This window comes from Arthrobacter sp. P1_B9, from assembly GCF_056406495.1.
On sequence record NZ_JBFUAA010000007.1, the window covers coordinates 1 to 17,068 of the forward strand.

At 67.9% G+C, this 17,068-nt stretch carries 14 protein-coding genes; 6 read left to right on the forward strand and 8 right to left on the reverse strand.

What is annotated here, in order from left to right; genetic code table 11:
• A partial coding sequence (locus tag AC1D1A_RS11285) for an HNH endonuclease (RefSeq protein WP_476947760.1) occupies window positions 1–604 on the forward strand: 604 nt, incomplete at its 5' end.
• A gap of 99 nt (window positions 605–703) precedes the next feature.
• On the opposite strand, the gene AC1D1A_RS11290 is transcribed toward AC1D1A_RS11285, so the two are convergent.
• The 3 genes from AC1D1A_RS11290 to AC1D1A_RS11300 form a co-directional block, all read right to left on the reverse strand.
• Complete coding sequence (locus AC1D1A_RS11290; protein WP_476947761.1) at window positions 704–3,250, reverse strand: MMPL family transporter; 2,547 nt, start codon at window positions 3,248–3,250, stop codon at window positions 704–706.
• Between the two features lies 1 nt (window position 3,251).
• The gene (locus AC1D1A_RS11295) at window positions 3,252–3,953 is read right to left on the reverse strand and encodes a TetR/AcrR family transcriptional regulator (RefSeq protein WP_476947762.1); all 702 of its coding nucleotides are present in this window, start codon (window positions 3,951–3,953) and stop codon (window positions 3,252–3,254) included.
• Between the two features lie 74 nt (window positions 3,954–4,027).
• Entirely contained in the window at window positions 4,028–4,426 is a 399-nt protein-coding gene (locus AC1D1A_RS11300; protein ID WP_476947763.1) for a YbjQ family protein, read from the reverse strand.
• A 205-nt stretch (window positions 4,427–4,631) separates the two neighbouring features.
• Between AC1D1A_RS11300 and AC1D1A_RS11305 the strand changes: the two genes are divergently transcribed.
• Window positions 4,632–5,186: a Clp protease N-terminal domain-containing protein gene (locus tag AC1D1A_RS11305; RefSeq protein ID WP_230008431.1), complete on the forward strand. Its 555-nt coding sequence runs from the start codon at window positions 4,632–4,634 to the stop codon at window positions 5,184–5,186.
• A gap of 115 nt (window positions 5,187–5,301) precedes the next feature.
• Here the strand turns inward: AC1D1A_RS11305 and AC1D1A_RS11310 are convergent, their stop codons facing one another.
• From AC1D1A_RS11310 to AC1D1A_RS11330, 5 genes are all read right to left on the reverse strand, one after another.
• Entirely contained in the window at window positions 5,302–6,747 is a 1,446-nt protein-coding gene (locus tag AC1D1A_RS11310; RefSeq protein WP_223914098.1) for a dicarboxylate/amino acid:cation symporter, read from the reverse strand.
• 257 nt (window positions 6,748–7,004) lie between these two features.
• On the reverse strand, window positions 7,005–8,561 hold the full coding sequence (locus tag AC1D1A_RS11315) for a glycoside hydrolase family 71 protein (RefSeq protein ID WP_476856507.1): 1,557 nt from the start codon (window positions 8,559–8,561) through the stop codon (window positions 7,005–7,007).
• A 543-nt stretch (window positions 8,562–9,104) separates the two neighbouring features.
• On the reverse strand, window positions 9,105–10,805 hold the full coding sequence (locus tag AC1D1A_RS11320) for a DUF885 domain-containing protein (protein WP_476856506.1): 1,701 nt from the start codon (window positions 10,803–10,805) through the stop codon (window positions 9,105–9,107).
• Window positions 10,806–10,925: 120 nt separating this feature from the next.
• Window positions 10,926–11,159: an acyl-CoA carboxylase subunit epsilon gene (locus AC1D1A_RS11325; protein ID WP_459385969.1), complete on the reverse strand. Its 234-nt coding sequence runs from the start codon at window positions 11,157–11,159 to the stop codon at window positions 10,926–10,928.
• Between the two features lie 77 nt (window positions 11,160–11,236).
• Entirely contained in the window at window positions 11,237–12,820 is a 1,584-nt protein-coding gene (locus AC1D1A_RS11330) for an acyl-CoA carboxylase subunit beta (protein ID WP_476947764.1), read from the reverse strand.
• A gap of 204 nt (window positions 12,821–13,024) precedes the next feature.
• On the opposite strand from AC1D1A_RS11330, the gene AC1D1A_RS11335 reads away from it, so the two are divergent.
• The 4 genes from AC1D1A_RS11335 to AC1D1A_RS11350 all read left to right on the forward strand — a co-directional run bounded on the left by AC1D1A_RS11335 (window position 13,025) and on the right by AC1D1A_RS11350 (window position 16,925).
• Complete coding sequence (locus tag AC1D1A_RS11335) at window positions 13,025–13,915, forward strand: SDR family oxidoreductase (protein ID WP_476947765.1); 891 nt, start codon at window positions 13,025–13,027, stop codon at window positions 13,913–13,915.
• A 185-nt stretch (window positions 13,916–14,100) separates the two neighbouring features.
• Complete coding sequence (locus tag AC1D1A_RS11340; RefSeq protein WP_476887187.1) at window positions 14,101–15,039, forward strand: biotin--[acetyl-CoA-carboxylase] ligase; 939 nt, start codon at window positions 14,101–14,103, stop codon at window positions 15,037–15,039.
• A complete protein-coding gene (locus AC1D1A_RS11345) occupies window positions 15,032–15,631 on the forward strand; it encodes a PH domain-containing protein (RefSeq protein WP_476947766.1) in 600 nt (199 codons plus the stop codon). Before AC1D1A_RS11340 ends, AC1D1A_RS11345 begins: the two co-directional genes overlap by 8 nt.
• On the forward strand, window positions 15,621–16,925 hold the full coding sequence (locus tag AC1D1A_RS11350; RefSeq protein WP_476947767.1) for an adenylate/guanylate cyclase domain-containing protein: 1,305 nt from the start codon (window positions 15,621–15,623) through the stop codon (window positions 16,923–16,925). Before AC1D1A_RS11345 ends, AC1D1A_RS11350 begins: the two co-directional genes overlap by 11 nt.
• Window positions 16,926–17,068 lie beyond the last annotated feature (143 nt).

A 17,068-nucleotide genomic window follows, 5' to 3' on the forward strand; every position in this document is an offset into this window, starting at 1 on the left:
CAAACACGGGGACAGAAACACGGACAGAAACGGTGACGGCCAGTCCGGCGGTCCGGGGCACAGTGGTCGCCCTGGACCGGGTGGCACCGGAGGGAGCGGCGATGACCCCGCGTTCAACCTCTGGCTCCGGCGGCTCTACACCCACCCCGGGAGCGGGGAGCTCGTGGGGATGGACTCCCGCGCCCGGCTCTTCCCACCCGGGCACCGCCGCTTCATCCAGGCCCGCGACGACACCTGCCGCACCCCCTACTGCGACGCGCCCATCCGCCACCTGGACCACATCATTCCCTGGCACACCGGCGGCCCGACCACCACGGACAACGCCGCCGGCCTCTGCGAAGCCTGCAACCACACCAAAGAAACCCCCGGCTGGAAAGCACGCCCCAGCCCCGAAGCCGCACCCGGATCCGCCTCGAGCATCGGCGCGAGGCACACCATCGAACTCACCACCCCCACCGGCCACACCTACCACTCCACCGCGCCACCCCTGCCCGGATCGCCTGCCGGCGAAGTGAGCGCGTATTCCCGCCGCCAGCGCCGCGACGAGCGCCATCGCGCGAAGACGCTCAAGCGTATGCGGCCCTCAGGCTCACTGGCGGCTTGAGCGTCGAACGGATCTCAAGCTGTCCAGGCTTGCACGCACAAAAAAGCCGCCCGCCGATCAGAATGATCAGCGGGCGGCTTTAGGGCAACTCGTCGGGCTTTAGCGCGCGCCGATCTCCTCCGGCTCGGGCTCGCTGTCGGCCGAAGCTGAGGCTGAAGCCGCGGGCCGGAGCTTGGAGCCCTCGACATCGACGTCCGGCAGGATCCGGTCCAGCCAGCGGGGCAGCCACCACGCCTTGTCGCCGAGAAGGTACATCACGGCCGGAACGATCGTCATGCGGACCACAAACGCGTCCACCAGGACACCGAAGGCCATCGCGAAGCCAAGCGGCCGGACCATGTTCAGGTGCGAGAAGATGAAGCCGGCGAACACGCTGACCATGATGATGGCGGCGGCGGTGACTACGGACGCGGCATGGCTGAAGCCGGTGCGGACCGCATGCCGGGCCGATTCCCCGTGCATGAAGGACTCACGCATGCCCGAGGTGATGAACACCTGGTAGTCCATGGCCAGCCCGAACAGCACGCCGATCAGGATGATTGGCAGGAAGCTCAGCACGGCGCCCGGGTTTTCGACGCCGAACACCGTTCCCAGCCAGCCCCACTGGTAGACCGCGACGACGGCTCCGAAGGCGGCCGCGAGCGAGAGCAGGAAACCGCCCGTGGCCAGCAGAGGCACCACGATGGAGCGGAACACGAGCAACAGCAGGATCAGGGACAGCCCGACGACGATGGCCAGGTACGGGGGCAGGGCATCGCCGAGTTTCGCGGAGACGTCGACGTTGCCGGCGGTCTGGCCCGTGAGGCCGATGCTGACCCCGGTGGAATCCTTGATGCGGTCCTTTTCGGCGCGCAGCTCGGAGACCACCTGGACAGTGCTCGCGCTGGCCGGGCCTTCCCGCGGGATGACCTGGAACACCGCGGTGCGGCGGTCCTCGCTCAGCGCCACAGGAATGGCGGCGGTGACGTTGCCAGTGCCGCGGAGGATGTCGGCGACGTCGAGCTGCTTGGCTGTGGCTTCCTCCGCGCTCAGGCCGGCCGGGAAGTCGCCCACCACCACGATCGGCCCAGTCATGCCTTCGCCGAAGCTGCGGCCGGTGACGTCATAGGCCTTGAACGCCTGCGACTCCACAGGCTCGGACCCGCCGTCGGGCAGCGCGAGCCGCAACTGGCTGGCCGGCAGCGCCACGATGCCCAACAGCAGGACACCGGCCAGCAGTGCCAGGACCGGGTGCCGGGTGACGAGTCCGCCCCAGCCCTGTTTGCTGCGGCGTTCGTCGCGGGCACGGTCCGCGCTCTCGTGGCCGGGGGCGGCGTTGTGCTTTTCCGCCTTGGCCCAGACCCGGCGGGAGATGAGCCGGGGCCCGATCAGGGACAGCACGGCGGGGGTGAGGGTCAGGGCGACAACGACGGCGACTGCCACCGTTGCGGCGGCGGACAGGCCCATCACGGCCAGGAAGGGAAGGCCCGGGATCACGAGGGCCGCGAGGGCGATGATGACGGTCAGGCCCGCGAACAGCACCGCGTTGCCCGAGGTGCCGGTGGCGAGGGCGACGGATTCCTCGCCGTCCATGCCGGCCAGGAGCTGGCCGCGGTGACGATTGACGATGAACAGGGAGTAGTCGATGCCGACGGCGAGGCCCAGCATAAGCGCCAACATCGGGGAGATGGAACTCATGTCGACGGCGCCGCTGAGGGCAAAGGTGCCGCCGACGCCCACCGCCACACCGACCAGGGCCATCAGCAGGGGGAGCCCGGCGGCGATCAGGGTTCCCAGCATGACGATGAGCACCAGCGCCGCGATGGCGATGCCGAGGATCTCCGAGATGCCGAACAGCTCCGAAACGTCCTCCGTGATTTCCTTGCTGGCCAGGGCGGTCACGCCGGCGGAGGAGACTTCGTGGGCGACGTCCTGGACCTGCTGGCGCACGGCGGGGGCCAGCCCGTTGATCGAGGTCTTGAACTGGACCTGGGCGATTGCCGCAGTGCCGTCCTCGGATACGAACCGCATGCCCTGCGAGGCCTCCAACTGGCGTTTGGCCAGGGCGAGCTTGGCCGCGCCGGCCTCGAGTTCCTTGGTCCCGGCGTCGAGCTTCTCCTGGCCCGCGGCGAGGGCAGCCTTCTGCTGGCCAAGCTGGGCGTCGATGGCCTCGGCGGACATGCCGGCCGCGGTCATCTGCTGCTCGGCGGCGGCCAGCTGGGCCTTGCCGGCGGCCAGTCGGGCGGCCGACGCGTCCAGCTGCGCCTGTCCTGCGGATGCCTGCTGCTCGCCGGCGGCAAGATCCGTGACGGCCTTGTCCAGCTGGGCCTGGGTGGCGAACGGGTCCACGGTGCCCTGAACATCGGGGAGGGCTTTCAGCTTGGTCAGCGCAGCCGAGACCGCGTCCTTGCCGGCCTGCGTGAACGGGCCGTTCTGCGACTCGAAGACGATGCCGGCCGAGCCGCCGGAGGACTTGGGCAGCTCCTGCTTCAGCTTGTCCGCCATCTGCTGGGTTTCAGTGCCGGGGATCTGGAAGTTGTTGGACATGGTGCCGTGGAAGGCCGCAGCCGCGCCGCCGACGGCCACCAGGACGGCGAGCCAGAGGGAGATGACGAGCCAGCGGTGGCGGTAGGAGAACTTGCCGAGACGGTAGAGCAACAGGGCCATGTCAGTGCCGATCTGGGGAAGGGGTGGCGGGGGAGTGGGACGCGAATCCGGAGCCGAGGAGGCCCATGGAATCGATCAGGAGCTGGCGCAGGACGGACAGGGACTCGGGGGCCAGGTCGCCGCCGCAGCGGGCAAACCAGACATCCATGGCGGCTTTTCCGCACGAGATGACAGAGCCGGCGAGGGCGCGGAGGTAGAGCTCGTCGACGTCGCCGGCCGCCGCCAGCGCAAAACGTTCGCGGGCGGCGTCGATGATCTGTTCGGTGCAGTGGTCCCAGGCTTCCAGCTCGGAGCGGCTGAGCTGGGGGTTGGTCTGGCCCAGGCTGTAGAGCTCGGCCACCGGTGCGACGGTCATGGGATCGGCCAGTTCAACGAGGGCTGCGCGGGCCGATTCCAGGATGGGCTCGCCTGCCGGGCGGAGCCGGAACTGCTGAAGTGCCGTGTCCAGGAAGCCGAACGTCACCGAGGCGAGCGCCGCCTCGGTGCTGCCGAAGTAGTTGAAGAACGTGCGCCGGGAGATCCCGGCGGCGTCGGCGATGTCCTCCACCGTGAAGTTTCCGGGTCCCCGCGTGCGGAGCAGGTCCATGGCGGCGTCCGTGATGGCCTGCCGGGTAGCGGCCTTGTTCAGTTCGCGGCGCGAGGGGACACCGAGGTCGCCGGATGCGGCGGCGTGGGCGGCGGAGGGGGAGGGCGATGGGGACACGCGCTTACACTACGTGCATGTTTGCACTCTGGGCAAGTATTTTCCAGGGGCGGTGGGGCTGGCAGGATCGGCGCTCAAGGCTTGAGCTGGGCTGCCGCGTCGCCGGAATTGGTCAGGTAGATCGACTGGCCCGTTGCCCCGGGCTCATTCTGCGAGAGCGGCATGGCAAAAACGGCTGTGCCGTAAGCGCAGATCTCCGTCCAGTTCTGCCCGATCGCCGATGTATCGAAGCGCATGGCAACGATGGCGTTCGCGCCGCGCTGCTCGGCCTCGGCCACCATCCGGGCCATGACATCCTGCCGGCTGTCGTAGAGGGCCCTCGTCATTTCCAGCACCTCGCCGCCGCCCAGGGAACGGAAGCCCGCCATGAGCTGGACCGTGATGTCCCGGGAGCGGACGGTCAGGCCCATGACTTCGCCGAAGACGGCGTCGATCCGGTGGCCCGGGATGTCATTCGAAGTGACGATCAGCATGCCCAGAGCCTATCCACCTTTGCCGCCATTGTGCCCTCTTTTTGCCCTCTGGGCGTCCCTGCCGGATTCACAGGAAAGTGAAAGCTGGGAAACAGCTATCTCTGCTGGGGCAGGTGCAGACTGGAGATGCTCGTGGAGCAGCCTTCCCCGGACGAACCATCAGCTTCAAGCGCCGTCACCGCGCGGCAGATCCAGGAGACAGCAGATGTCACGCACAACGAAAATCGCGCTCGGCCTCGGGGCGGCGGCCGTGGCACTGGGCGCAGGGCTCGGAGTCGCCGGGATGGCCTCCGCCACCACGACGCCGACGCCCGCCCCGACACCCAGCTCGAGTGCTCCCGGGAACAACTTCGCCGACGGCTACGGCATGCGCGGTGGACATCGCGGCCACGGCGGTGCGGAGTTCGGCTCCCGCGCCAAAGAACTCGCCGCCAAGCTCGGCGTCGACGAGGCGAAGGTCACCGACGCCCTGAAGACTTTCCGCGAAGCCAACAGGCCGGCCACCCCGCCGGCCCCAGGGCAGAAGCCGGACCGCGCCGCAATGGAGAAGGCCCTGGCCGCGTCCCTGGCGAAGTCGCTCGGCATCGATGAAGCCAAGGTCACCGCTGCCCTGGAGGAATTGCGTACCGCGGAACAGGCCAATCACGCCGCGGCACTGAAGCCCCGGCTGGACCAGGCCGTCAAGGACGGCACCCTGACCCAGGCAGAAGCGGACGCAGTCACCAAGGCCGCCGAAAAGGGTGTGATCGGCGGACACTAGGTCCGGGCGGACTCGGGCCGAGGCCGATTAAAGCCGAAGCCGGTAAAGAAGCCGGAAAACCAGAGAAGTCCCCGGGGATTCCCGGGGACTTCTCTGGTGAACACTCGTTCTGTTGTTACGCCCTGGCGTCAGCCAGTTCCCGCTCGTCCCGTCCTGCCGCGGGAGTGGCGGCGGCGGAGGGGTCGACGGCCGCGGTGCCATCGACGTCGTCGCTAAACGGATCGCCGTTCCGCGGCGCGTTGTACAGCGTTTCGTCCAGGATGCCCTGGCGCTTGGCCACGATCGCCGGGATCAATGCCTGCCCGGCCACGTTGACGGCGGTGCGTCCCATGTCCAGGATCGGGTCGATGGCCAGCAGCAGGCCGACGCCGGCCAGCGGCAGTCCCAGCGTGGAGAGCGTCAGCGTCAGCATCACGACGGCGCCCGTAGTGCCGGCGGTCGCGGCAGAGCCGAGCACGGACACCAGTGCGATCAGCAGGTACTGGGTGAAGTCGAGCTGGATGCCGAAGAACTGGGCCACGAAAATCGCCGCCACGGCCGGGTAGATCGCCGCGCAGCCGTCCATCTTGGTGGTCGCGCCGAGCGGCACGGCGAAGGAGGCGTAGGCGCGGGGGACACCCAGGCTTCGTTCGGTCACGCGCTGGGTCAGCGGCAGGGTGCCGATCGAGGAGCGGGAGACGAAGGCCAGCTGCACGGCCGGCCACACGCCGGAGTAGTACTGCTTGATGGACAGTCCGTGGCTGCGGATCAGCACGGGGTAGACCACGAACAGCACGAGCGCCAGGCCGATGTAGATCGCCACGGTGAACTTGCCGAGCGAGCCGATGGTGTCCCAGCCGTAGACGGCCACGGCGTTGCCGATCAGGCCGATCGTGCCCAGCGGCGCGATCCGGATGATCCACCAGAGGACCTTCTGGATGACGGCGAGGGCGGAGGCGTTCAGGGCCAGGAACGGCTCGGCCGCCTTGCCCACTTTCAGCGCGGCGATGCCGACGGCGATCGCGATTACCAGGATCTGGAGGACGTTGAAGCTCACGGCGGTGGTGGCGACGCCGTCAGTGACGGTGGTGGTCGCGCCGAGGCCCAGGAAGTTCTTCGGGAACAGCCCGGTCAGGAAGGCCCACCAGTCACCGGACTTGCCGGCGTACTTCGCTTCCTGGCTGATGCCGGTTCCGGCGCCGGGCTGCAGCAGCACGCCCAGGCCGATGCCGATCAGCACGGCGATTAGCGAGGTGATCGCGAACCAGAGCAGCGTGTTCCAAGCCAGCCGGGCCGCGTTGGAAACGGCGCGCAGGTTGGAAATTGAGCTGACGACGGCGGTGAAGATCAGGGGGACCACGGCGGTCTGCAGCAGCGAGACGTAGCTCGAGCCGATGGTCTGCAGCGTGGTGCCGAGGGCGTTGGGGTTGGCCTTGGTGCTGCCGGTGTACTTGGCCAGCAGGCCAAGGCCCAGGCCGACGATCAGGGCGGCAATGATCTGGAAGCCGAACGAGCCGGCCCATTTGGGCAGCTGGAACCCGGTCTTTCCAGCGGGTGCGGGGGTGCTTGTCTGAGTGGTCACCGGAACACGCTAGGACCGTTGCCAATAGCATGACGAACGGATGTTGAGAAATGTTACGGCGCCACGGGTGGCCCCGCGCCGCGGAATGCCCGGGCTTGCCGCGCCGGCAGGGGCTTTTGTGAAGTTATTCCGGCAAGCGGTGTGGTGATTGTCTCGTCGCCGGGCGGCCCGGGCCGCCCGGTGAGGCGCGAGATGACGGTTCGCGGCAGTGCTCTGGAGACACACTGCCGCGAACTGCCATCCCGGGCAGGGAGGGCCTAGCGTGCGCAGGTGCCTGCGACGCCGCCGCCTGCGTGGTAAATCATGTCCTGGTACGCCACGGAGGAGCGCACCGGGGTGTTGCTGGTGACTGTCTGGACCGTCGCCCCGCTACGTGCGAGCTTGAAGGACGGCGTGGTCCCGGCCACGAGCGGAACCTTGAAGGAGGTCAGTCCGGCCGGGGCGTCCATGGTCTTGACGTTGCTGCCCTGGGTGATGGTCAGACGCCCCGGGGTCTTCAGCACGGCCACGAGTTCGACTTCGTTCTTCGCCGCGTCACCGTTCGGGATGTACATCGGCGTGGGTTTGCCGTTGCGACCGATGGGGGTCATCGAATACGGAGCGTTCGTGGGGTGCGAGCGGTGGCTCCAGTACAAGGCATCCTGGGTGATCGCGGGCTTGACCCCGTTCTTGAACCAGGAAATGTAGTAGGCAGCCATGTCCAGCACGGCATAGCCGCGGTCCTTGGAAGGTGCCACCCAGGACTCGGTGTAGTCGTTCCAGGCGATGAGCGCAATGGAGTCGGCGTTGCTGGTGACCGCCGAGGCCAGGGAATCGCGCAGGGTGGAGCTGTTGGATGATTCCCAGTACCGCCCGTCGTAGGACCGTGAATCCTCGAACGCCACCGGCTGCATGTAGGTCTTGCCGCGGCGGTGGGCTTCAGCGCTTTCCTTGGCGAGGGTCGGAACGCCGCTGGCGGTGCGGGTGCCCCATTGCGAATACCCGGACACCGAATTGTTCCAGTCCGTCTTTTGGGTTCCTCCGCCCCACGAAATGAAGATGGGTACGAGGTTGGATTTGACGCCGGAGGAGGCGAGGCGGCTCCGGAGCCCGTCCCACCACGAGGGAGTCTTGCGTTCCGGGAAGAACGGGGCGAGCACGATGCCGGCATTGTTCCGGTAGATGGACGGGTCGTCCTTCACCTTCATGACGTTGTTGTAAACGCTGTCAGAGGTGGAGCCGGCGGCCGTGTTGAAGTCCGGGCTGAGCATGATCTTGAAGCCTGGGTCAACCGCCTTGGCGGCGGCGAGCATGGCCGGCAGCTGCTGCCAGCGGATATCGGTGGAGCTGTTGTATTCCCAGATGAATCCGTCCAGGCCCGCTCCGACTGCCTGCCGGACCTCCTTCTCGAAATCGGCCTGCCGCCAGGTGGTCTGGGTTGCACGCTGGGGAGCAGCCGGACGGTCCCGGAGGTCGTACGCGCCGTTGGCGGAGTTGTGGGTGTCCATCCAGCGCGGGTAGACGTCGCGGGTGGCGTCGGGGCTGTCGACTGCGAGCGGGAACGGCGGGAAGTAGTAGGCCCACGCCTTCTTCACCGAGGTGTGCCGGTTCGCGGGCGCCGGGAGGTTGAAGGGCAGCGGATTGCACGCCGTTGTCGTAGCGGTGGGCGTGGCAGTCGGCGTCGCGGCGTTCAGGGGTGCCGGGGCGCTAAGCGTGGCCGCAGCCACGACGACGGCCGTCGCAACCACGGATGCCGCTGTGCGCTTCCGGATCCGCGTCCGCGCTTTCGCGGCGTCATTGGTCGGTGGACTTAGGAATGAGGCGATATTCCTCATAGGGGCTCCAATATGGGGTCTTGTGTATGCCCGGCAATCGTCAGCCGCTGCAGGATGCCTCAGCGAGGTTCCGGCAGAAGCTCAGCGCCTGGCTTTTCCTCTGCGCTCCTTCGCGGAGCGCCGGGATGCTGGCGCTATTCGTTCACGCGGGATTCTATTGTCAATAGCTCGCACCGGAGACCAAGGTGCTGGTACCTCTATGCATGCGCCTGGTTCATAGGCGTTGTCCCGCGTAATTGCTGCGGGGACGACGCGCGCATACTGACAGTCAGCAAGACCATGCCGCAGTTGCGGAGGTACTTGCATGACCGGCGCCCTGCCGGAGGGCAAAGGTACACCGGACACTTGAGTCGCAGCCCCAGCCGCCGACCCGGGCGTTCAAAAGCCCAGAAAATGTGTCCCCCAGAGACTAGTCGACTATTGGGCCAAGGTCCATTTGCCCGGGACAGACGGACGGCCGGCTGCGGCGACTTCGCCCCGCGAATAGTCGCCCCAACCGGCCGTCTGCCCACTGTCCGTGCAGGTCAGCCCACGGAACCCGGCTTACCCCAGGAGCGCGCGCTTGAGGGTGTCCAGGCCCACCGAGCCGATGTTCAGGGCCTTCGTGTGGAAGGCCTTGAGGTCGAAGCCGGGGCGGGATTCCAGCTCTTCCCGGATCTGCTCCCAGAGCCGCTGGCCCACCTTGTAGGACGGGGCCTGTCCCGGCCAGCCCAGGTAGCGGGTGAACTCGAACTTCAGCTGCCCCTCGCTGATCGGCAGGTTGGCGCGGAGGAAGTCAAAGCCCTTCTCGGAGGTCCAGATGCCGCTGCCCCAGCGCTCGGGGACTTCGAGTTCCAGGTGCACGCCGATGTCGAACACCACGCGGGCCGCACGCATGCGCTGCATGTCCAGCATGCCCATGTGGTCGCCGGGATCATTGAGGTAGCCGAGCTCCTGCATGAGCTTCTCCGCGTAGAGTGCCCAGCCTTCGCCATGGCCCGAGGTCCAGCACACGCTGCGGCGCCACTTGTTCAGCAGCTCCCGGCGGTAGGTGGCGGTGGCGACCTGGAGGTGGTGGCCGGGCACGCCCTCGTGGTACACGGTGGTGGTTTCGGCCCACGTGGTGAAGGTGTCTTCACCGGCCGGCACGGACCACCACATGCGGCCCGGGCGGCTGAAGTCCTCCGAGGGTCCCGTGTAGTAGATGCCGCCTTCATCGGTGGGCGCGATCCGGCACTCCAGCGTTTTCATGACGTCCGGGATCTCGAAGTGGACGCCGGCGAGCTCCGCGACGGCTTTGTCGGACAGTTCCTGCATCCAGGCCTGGAGGGCGTCGGTGCCCTTGAGCTGGCGGGCGGGATCGTTGTTGAGGATCTCTTTGGCTTCCTCCACCGTGGCGCCGGGCCGGATTTCGCCAGCCACCCGTTCCTGTTCGGCGATGAGGCGGTCGAGTTCCTGGACACCCCAAGCGTAGGTCTCCTCCAGGTCCACGGTGGCGCCGAGGAAGTCCCGGGAGGCCAGGGCGTAGCGGGCGCGGCCCACAGCGTCCTTGGCCGGGGCGACGGGCAGGAGCTCGGACTCGAGGAAACCTGCGAGCCGGGAGTACGCCACCCGGGCAGCTGCCGCGCCGGCGTCGAGCCGGGACTGCAGTTCCGCCGGGAGCGGGCCGTCCGCGGTCTTGGCGCCGGCGGCGAGCTTGGCGAAGAAGCCGTCGTCCGCGGCGTGCTTGGTGGCCTGCTCGATCACGATCGAAACCTGGCGGGCCGCGGCCACTTTGCCGTCCTGCATCGCCGAACGCAGCGACTCGATGTAGCCGTCGATGGCGGCGGTGACATTGTGGGCCCGACCCGCGATGTGCTCCCACTGCCCGGCGGTATCCGTCGGCATGAGGTCAAAGATCGCGCGGATGTCCTGGGACGGGGAGGCGATGTTGTTCAGATCGGCCGTGGCCCAGCCCGATTCGTGGATTTCCAGCTGCAGGCCCAACCGCTCGCGCATGGCATCGAGGGTGACGGCGTCGACGTCGTCAACCGGCTCCAGCCCGTCCAGCGCCGCAAGTGCCTCGCGGGCGGCGGCCGCGAATTCCTCGTGGCCGGCGGGGGAGAAGTCCTGGTACTCCGTCTCGTGCCCGGGCAGGCCGAGTTCGGTGGCGAAGCTCGGGTTAAGCCGGATCAGGGTGTCCGTGTAGGCGTCGGCGACGGCGTCAATGGCCGTCTGCTGGCGCGCGGGGGCAGTGTTGTCTGAGGCGATGATTTCGGTAGTCACCCGACGAGACTAGCCCGGCCGCCGCGGTTATGAAAGAGTCACTGAACTTTTTCGCGCGCAACTCTCCCGTGCAGATTTCGGCTGCGGGCAGGCCTTGCCTGGACGCTGGACCGCGTCGGCTCAGCCCAGGCTGCGGCGCCAGGCCTGCGGACCGGGCCTCGGCGCCAGCCGAAGCTGCTGCCGGCGGACCCAGTGCCGGACGCCGGGGCTTTCCGGTGCCGCCTGCTGGGTCTGCCCCAGGGACAGCACGACGGCGGTCAGCGCCGCCAGCTCCTCCGGCGTCGGTTCGCCCTTCACGACTGAGAGAAGCGGCGAGTCGAGGCTGTCGGCGGGTCCTTCTGGCCGTGGGCCCACGCCGGCGAGGGACCCGGCCTGAGCTTGCGAAGGCTGGGAGCCGGTGGGGACTTGCGAGGTTAGGGGGCGGATGGGGCTCACAGCGGGATGTTCCCGTGCTTCTTGGCGGGCAGGGCTGCCCGCTTGTCCCGGAGGGCGCGCAGGCCCTTGATGATCTGCATCCGGGTCTCGGACGGTGCGATGACGGCGTCCACGTAGCCGAGCTGGGCGGCCTGGTAGGGGTTGAGCAGCTCTTCCTCGTACTGGCGGATCACCTCGGCGCGCTTGGCCTCGACGTCGCCGCCGTCCTCGGCCACCGCGGCGAGTTCGCGGCGGTACAGGATGTTCACGGCACCCTGGGCGCCCATGACGCCGATCTGGGCGGTGGGCCAGGCCAGGTTGAGGTCCGCGCCGAGCTTCTTGGAGCCCATCACGATGTAGGCCCCGCCGTAGGCCTTGCGGGTGATCACGGTCAGCTTGGGCACGGTGGCCTCGGCATACGCGTAGAGCAGCTTGGCGCCGCGGCGGATGATGCCCTGGAACTCCTGGTCCTTGCCCGGCAGGAAGCCCGGCACGTCCACGAGCGTGATGATGGGGATGTTGAAGGCATCGCAGTGCCGGACGAAGCGGGCGGCCTTTTCCGAGGCCGCAATGTCCAGGGTGCCGGCGAACTGCATGGGCTGGTTGGCCACGATGCCAACCGTGTGGCCCTCGACCCGGCCGTAGCCGATGATCACGTTCGGGGCATAGAGGGACTGCATCTCGAGGAAGTGGGCGTCGTCGACAATTTGCTCGATGACCTTGCGCATGTCGTACGGCTGGTTGGCCGAGTCCGGGATCAGCGCATCCAGGGCGAGGTCGTCGTCGTCGACCTCCAGTTCCTGCTGGTGCTCCAGCACCGGTGCCTCGGCGAGGTTGTTGGAGGGCAGGAAGTCGAGCAGTTCGCGGACGAACTCGACGGCGTCGGCCTCGTCGGAGGCCAGATAAGTCGAGGTGCCGGTGTTGGCGTTGTGCTGCCGGGCGCCGCCGAGGGTTTCCATGTCCACGTTTTCGCCGGTGACGGTCTTGATGACGTCCGGGCCGGTGATGAACATGTGCGAGGTCTTGTCCACCATGACCACATAGTCGGTCAGGGCGGGGGAGTAGGCCGCGCCGCCGGCGGAGGGGCCCATGATCAGCGAGATCTGCGGGACGACGCCGGAGGCGTGGACGTTGTTGCGGAAGATGTCCGCGAACATCGCCAGGGAGGCGACACCCTCCTGGATGCGGGCACCGCCGCCGTCGAGGATGCCCACCACGGGGCAGCCGTTGCGCAGCGCGAACTCCTGGACCTTGACGATCTTTTCGCCGTTGACCTGGCTCAGCGAGCCACCGTAGACGGAGAAATCCTGGCTGTAGACCGCGACCGGGCGGCCGTCCACCGTGCCGTAGCCGGAGACGAGGCCGTCGCCGAGGGGCTTCTTCTTCTCCATGCCGAAGGCGGTGGAGCGGTGCACGGCCAGCGCATCGAATTCGACGAAGGAGCCGGCGTCCAGCAACAGGTCGATGCGCTCGCGGGCGGTGTTCTTGCCGCGCGCGTGCTGCTTGGCGATCGCTTCCGGGCCGGAGGGCTGTTCGGCACGGGCCTGGCGGTCGCGGAAATCTGCAATCTTTCCCGCAGTCGTGGTCAGATCGTGGCTCATCAAGTTTCTCCGGCTCTGTCGCAAGGTTGTACGGCGCCCGTCGCGTGGGGTCCTTTGGCTGGAATCCACAAAAGCAGGGCTCTGCTGGCAAGTCTAGTGACGGTATTGGCCGGTGCCGCTGTAGGGAACCTACAATTTTCCCGCCGCGAAGCTCCCTCACCACTTTGTTACCCGCCAGTAACATTGGTCGGCTAGAGTGTGGGCATGACTTCAAGCAACGATGCTTCGGGCACCGCCACAGGGCCGTACCAGGCCGCCGGTTCCCTTCATGGCCGCACTGTCCTCATCTCGGGGGGCAGCCGCGGCATCGGCCTGGCCATCGCGCTCCGCGCAGCCCGGGACGGCGCCAATATCGTCCTGATGGCCAAGACCGGCCAGCCGCACGCCAGGCTCGAGGGCACCGTGTATACCGCGGCAGAACAGATCGAGGCCGCCGGCGGCCAAGCGTTGCCGCTGGTCGGCGACGTGCGCAACGACGCCGACGTCGCCGGGGCTGTCGGCGCCGCTGTGGACCGCTTTGGCGGGATCGACGTCGTCATCAACAATGCTTCGGCGATCGACCTCTCCTCGACCGACGACGTGGACATGAAGCGCTACGACCTCATGCAGGACATCAACGTCCGTGGCACCTTCCTGCTCTCGAAGATGGCACTGCCGGCGCTGCGGGCATCCGATGCAGGGCACATCCTCACGCTCTCCCCGCCCCTGAACCTGGATCCGAAGTGGGCCGGCCTGCACCTGGCCTACACCATGGCCAAGTACGGCATGAGCCTGACCACGCTGGGGCTGGCCGAGGAGCTCAAGGCCGACGGCGTCAGTGTGAACTCGCTCTGGCCGTGCACCTTGATCGACACCGCGGCGATCCGCAACATGCCCGGCGGCGACATGATCGTCAAGGGCGCCCGCAGCCCCGAAATCATGGCCGACGCCGCCCACGCCGTGCTGACCGGCGGCAACGCTGTCCCCGCCCACGGCAGCCGGAGCGGTAACTTCTACACCGATGAACAGGTTCTCGCGGCGGCAGGGGTGACGGACTTCAGCCCGTACAGCCTCGGCGCGCCGGAGGCCCTGCTGGTCCCGGACATCTTCCTCTGAACTTGCTGGGTGTTTTGCGGCCGTCTGCCCCGCGGAATTTCCCCTCATTTGGCGTCCGGGCGCCGGAATCAGCGGTGTGTCCAGCCGACACGCCGGACACCCCGGCCAAAGGTGGGGAGTTTCGGCGGAGGCATGTGAGGCAGACGGCCGGGGCCCCGGTGCGCTTTCCTCGGTAGGATTCAAGGATGGAAACCGCGCAGGAAACCCCGGACCGTCCGCCCCTGGACCTGAGTGCCCTCAGCGATGAGGCGTTCCTGTCCGCGAACGGAATTCCGCGCCTGACGGTGCTTGAGTCCACCGGCTCCACCAACGCCGATCTCCTCCGCGGGGTGACCGAGGAACCCGGCGCGTGGCCGGACCTGTCAGTGCTGACCGCCGAGTACCAGAGCGACGCGCGCGGCCGGCTCGACCGCCGGTGGGAGGCGCCGGCCCGCAGTTCGGTCTCCGTCTCCCTGGTGCTCCTGCCAGTCAACGCGGCCGGCCGGCCGCTGCCGACCCACAGGTACTCCTGGCTCTCCCTCCTGGCCGCCCTCGCCCTGCGTGAGGCCCTGACGGAAACGGCAGGCCTTCCGGCGGAACTCAAATGGCCCAACGACGTCCTGGTCCGGGGCCGGAAAATCGCCGGCATCCTGGCCCAGCTCGGCCCGCTCGGCGCCGGCGGCGCGCCGCCGGTCATCCTCGGCGCCGGCCTGAACGTCACGCTGACGGAGCCCGAACTCCCGGTTCCCACCGCCACCTCCGTGCTGCTGGAGAATCCCGACACAGTGGACCGGACGGAGCTCCTGAAGAGCTACCTGTCCCGCTTCGCCACCCTGTACCGGAGTTTCTGCAACGCCGACGGCGACCCCACCGCCGGCATGGCCGGTGGCCCGTCGCTGCACAAACGCGTGGAGCACCTCCTCTCAACCCTCGGCAAGCAGGTCCGGGCCCAACTCCCGGGCGACCACGAGATCATTGGCCACGCCACGCGCCTGGACGAATACGGCTCACTCCTGGTGGTCGATGCCGCGGGCCATGAACATGTGGTGACCGCCGGCGACGTCGTGCACCTGAGGCCGTGGAACCCGGCCGGGACCGGCGGCCAGGGCACCGGCAGCGGCGGAGCAGAAAGCGGCTATGCGTAGAGTGCTCCTGCCGGGAGAGCAAGTGATTGTGGTGACCCGGCCCCAGCCCAGGATGCTCATTGTCCCGGCGCTGATGTTCATTGTTGTTCCGGCCTTGGCCGCGTACGCCTGCGCCTGGGTTGTCAAGGGCGGTCCGGCGCGGCTCGTCCCCCTCGTCCCGAAAGAGTGGACGCCCTGGCTCCTCGCCGTGTGCCTGGCGTTGGCGGCGTGGGTGCTGCTGGGCTATTGTCTCCCGCGGGTCATCGCGTGGCATGCCACCCGCTACATCCTCACCAGCCAGCGCATAGTTGCCCGATACGGCATGTTACGGCGGCGCGATGAACAGATACCCCTCGCCGCCGTCCGGCATGTGGCCATTGAGCAATCCTTGTTGCAGCGCCTATTGCACTCCGGGAATATATCCTTGGAGACCGGGTACCCCCTTGGAACGGTGGTCCCCGATGTCCCGGAGGTCGCGACATTCCGTAATTTCCTGCTGGACGCCATCGACGACCTCCCGCAGGGCGAGGCGTCCGGCGCCGATGGCATGACCGACAACCCGGGCGAGGCCTGGCCGTGGGAGACGAGAGAAGGTGGAAGAGATGAACGCTGAGAACGTCCACCAGGACATCGATCTCGCTGCCCCGGATTTGCCCCGGGAGCCCGAGGACGCCTCCGGTTCGGCTGCCGCCGACAGCGACGCCGGGACCGCCTTCGGCGCCCAAGCCGGCGCGCTCATCGAACCCGCCGCCGAACCCGAACTCGAACCCGACGAAGTCGAGCCCAACGAACCCGCCGAACCCGACGAAGTCGAGCCCGAAGAACCTGCCGAACCTGAACCCGTGGCCCCGCCCACCGGCACGATGTCCGCTGAACGGCTCGCCGCCAAGGCCCTGGAAGCGCGGCTGCTGGGCGGAGAACGCAAGCTTCGGCGTCGTGAAGTCGCCGCCGGTGCGGGGCTCTCGCTGCTCTCTGCCCGGAAACTTTGGCGCGCCCTGGGTTTTCCCAACCTCGGGGATGAAGATGTCGCCTTCACCGAGCGTGACCAGGCCGCCCTGTCCACCATCGTGGACCTGGTGCGCGACGGCAAGCTCACCGAGGAAGCGGCAATCTCCATCACCCGGGCCATCGGCCAGATGACCGACCGGATGGTGGTGTGGCAGATCGAGGCCCTCGTGGAGGACATGGTCCAGGAACATGGCGTGACTGACGCCGTCGCCCGCAAGCGGCTCGTCAGCGAGTTGCCGAACCTGATCGACCCCCTCGAGGAGATGCTCGCCTACTCCTGGCGCCGCCAGCTCAACGCCGGTGTGCAGCGCCTGGCCGTCCGGGCCGAAGCCGGGCTGCAGTCCAGCGAAGAGGGCCGCGAAGGCGACGAGGACGATGCGCCCCTGCCGTTGGCCCGGGCGGTCGGCTTCGCCGACCTTGTCTCGTACACCAGCCTGTCCCGCCGGATGAACGAGAAGACGCTCGCCCAGCTGGTGCAGCGCTTCGAGAACAAGTGCGCCGAAATCATCTCGGTCGGCGGCGGCCGGCTGGTCAAGACCGTCGGCGACGAGGTCCTGTACATTGCCGAGACTCCGGCGGCCGGCGCCGAGATTTCCCTGGCCCTGTCCCGCGCCTTCACCGACGACGAGATCCTGCCCCAGGCCCGCGTGGCCATGGTCTGGGGCCGCATCCTCTCCCGCCTCGGCGACATCTACGGACCCACCGTCAACCTCGCCGCCCGCCTGACGGCTCTCGCGGACCCTGGAACCGTGCTGGTGGATTCGATGACCGCGGCCGCGCTGGAGCAGGACGAACGCTTCGTCCTGGTGCCCCGGCCGGCCGAGGACGTCCGCGGGTTCGGTGAAATCCACCCGGTGCAGCTGCAGCCCGGCAGCGGCCGGGGCCTGATCCTGGACTGAACGCCGGATCAGCCCGGCGGCAGGCCGTGGCGGGCTTCTCAGCTGAGCGGCGCGTATGCAATAGTCGGACCGGCAGTTGCGATCCGGCCGGGTTGTGAACGCCGTCAACCCCCGCGCACCAGTGAAGCCGCGCACCACTGTAT

Bases quoted from the DNA above. Each gene is read 5' to 3' on its own strand.
- AC1D1A_RS11290 (WP_476947761.1), bottom strand. From the start codon at position 3,250: ATGGCCCTGTTGCTCTACCGTCTCGGCAAGTTCTCCTACCGCCACCGC.
- AC1D1A_RS11300 (WP_476947763.1), bottom strand. From the start codon at position 4,426: ATGCTGATCGTCACTTCGAATGACATCCCGGGCCACCGGATCGACGCC.
- AC1D1A_RS11305 (WP_230008431.1), top strand. From the start codon at position 4,632: ATGTCACGCACAACGAAAATCGCGCTCGGCCTCGGGGCGGCGGCCGTG.
- AC1D1A_RS11315 (WP_476856507.1), bottom strand. From the start codon at position 8,561: ATGAGGAATATCGCCTCATTCCTAAGTCCACCGACCAATGACGCCGCG.
- AC1D1A_RS11330 (WP_476947764.1), bottom strand. From the start codon at position 12,820: ATGAGCCACGATCTGACCACGACTGCGGGAAAGATTGCAGATTTCCGC.
- AC1D1A_RS11335 (WP_476947765.1), top strand. From the start codon at position 13,025: ATGACTTCAAGCAACGATGCTTCGGGCACCGCCACAGGGCCGTACCAG.
- AC1D1A_RS11340 (WP_476887187.1), top strand. From the start codon at position 14,101: ATGGAAACCGCGCAGGAAACCCCGGACCGTCCGCCCCTGGACCTGAGT.
- AC1D1A_RS11345 (WP_476947766.1), top strand. From the start codon at position 15,032: ATGCGTAGAGTGCTCCTGCCGGGAGAGCAAGTGATTGTGGTGACCCGG.
- AC1D1A_RS11350 (WP_476947767.1), top strand. From the start codon at position 15,621: ATGAACGCTGAGAACGTCCACCAGGACATCGATCTCGCTGCCCCGGAT.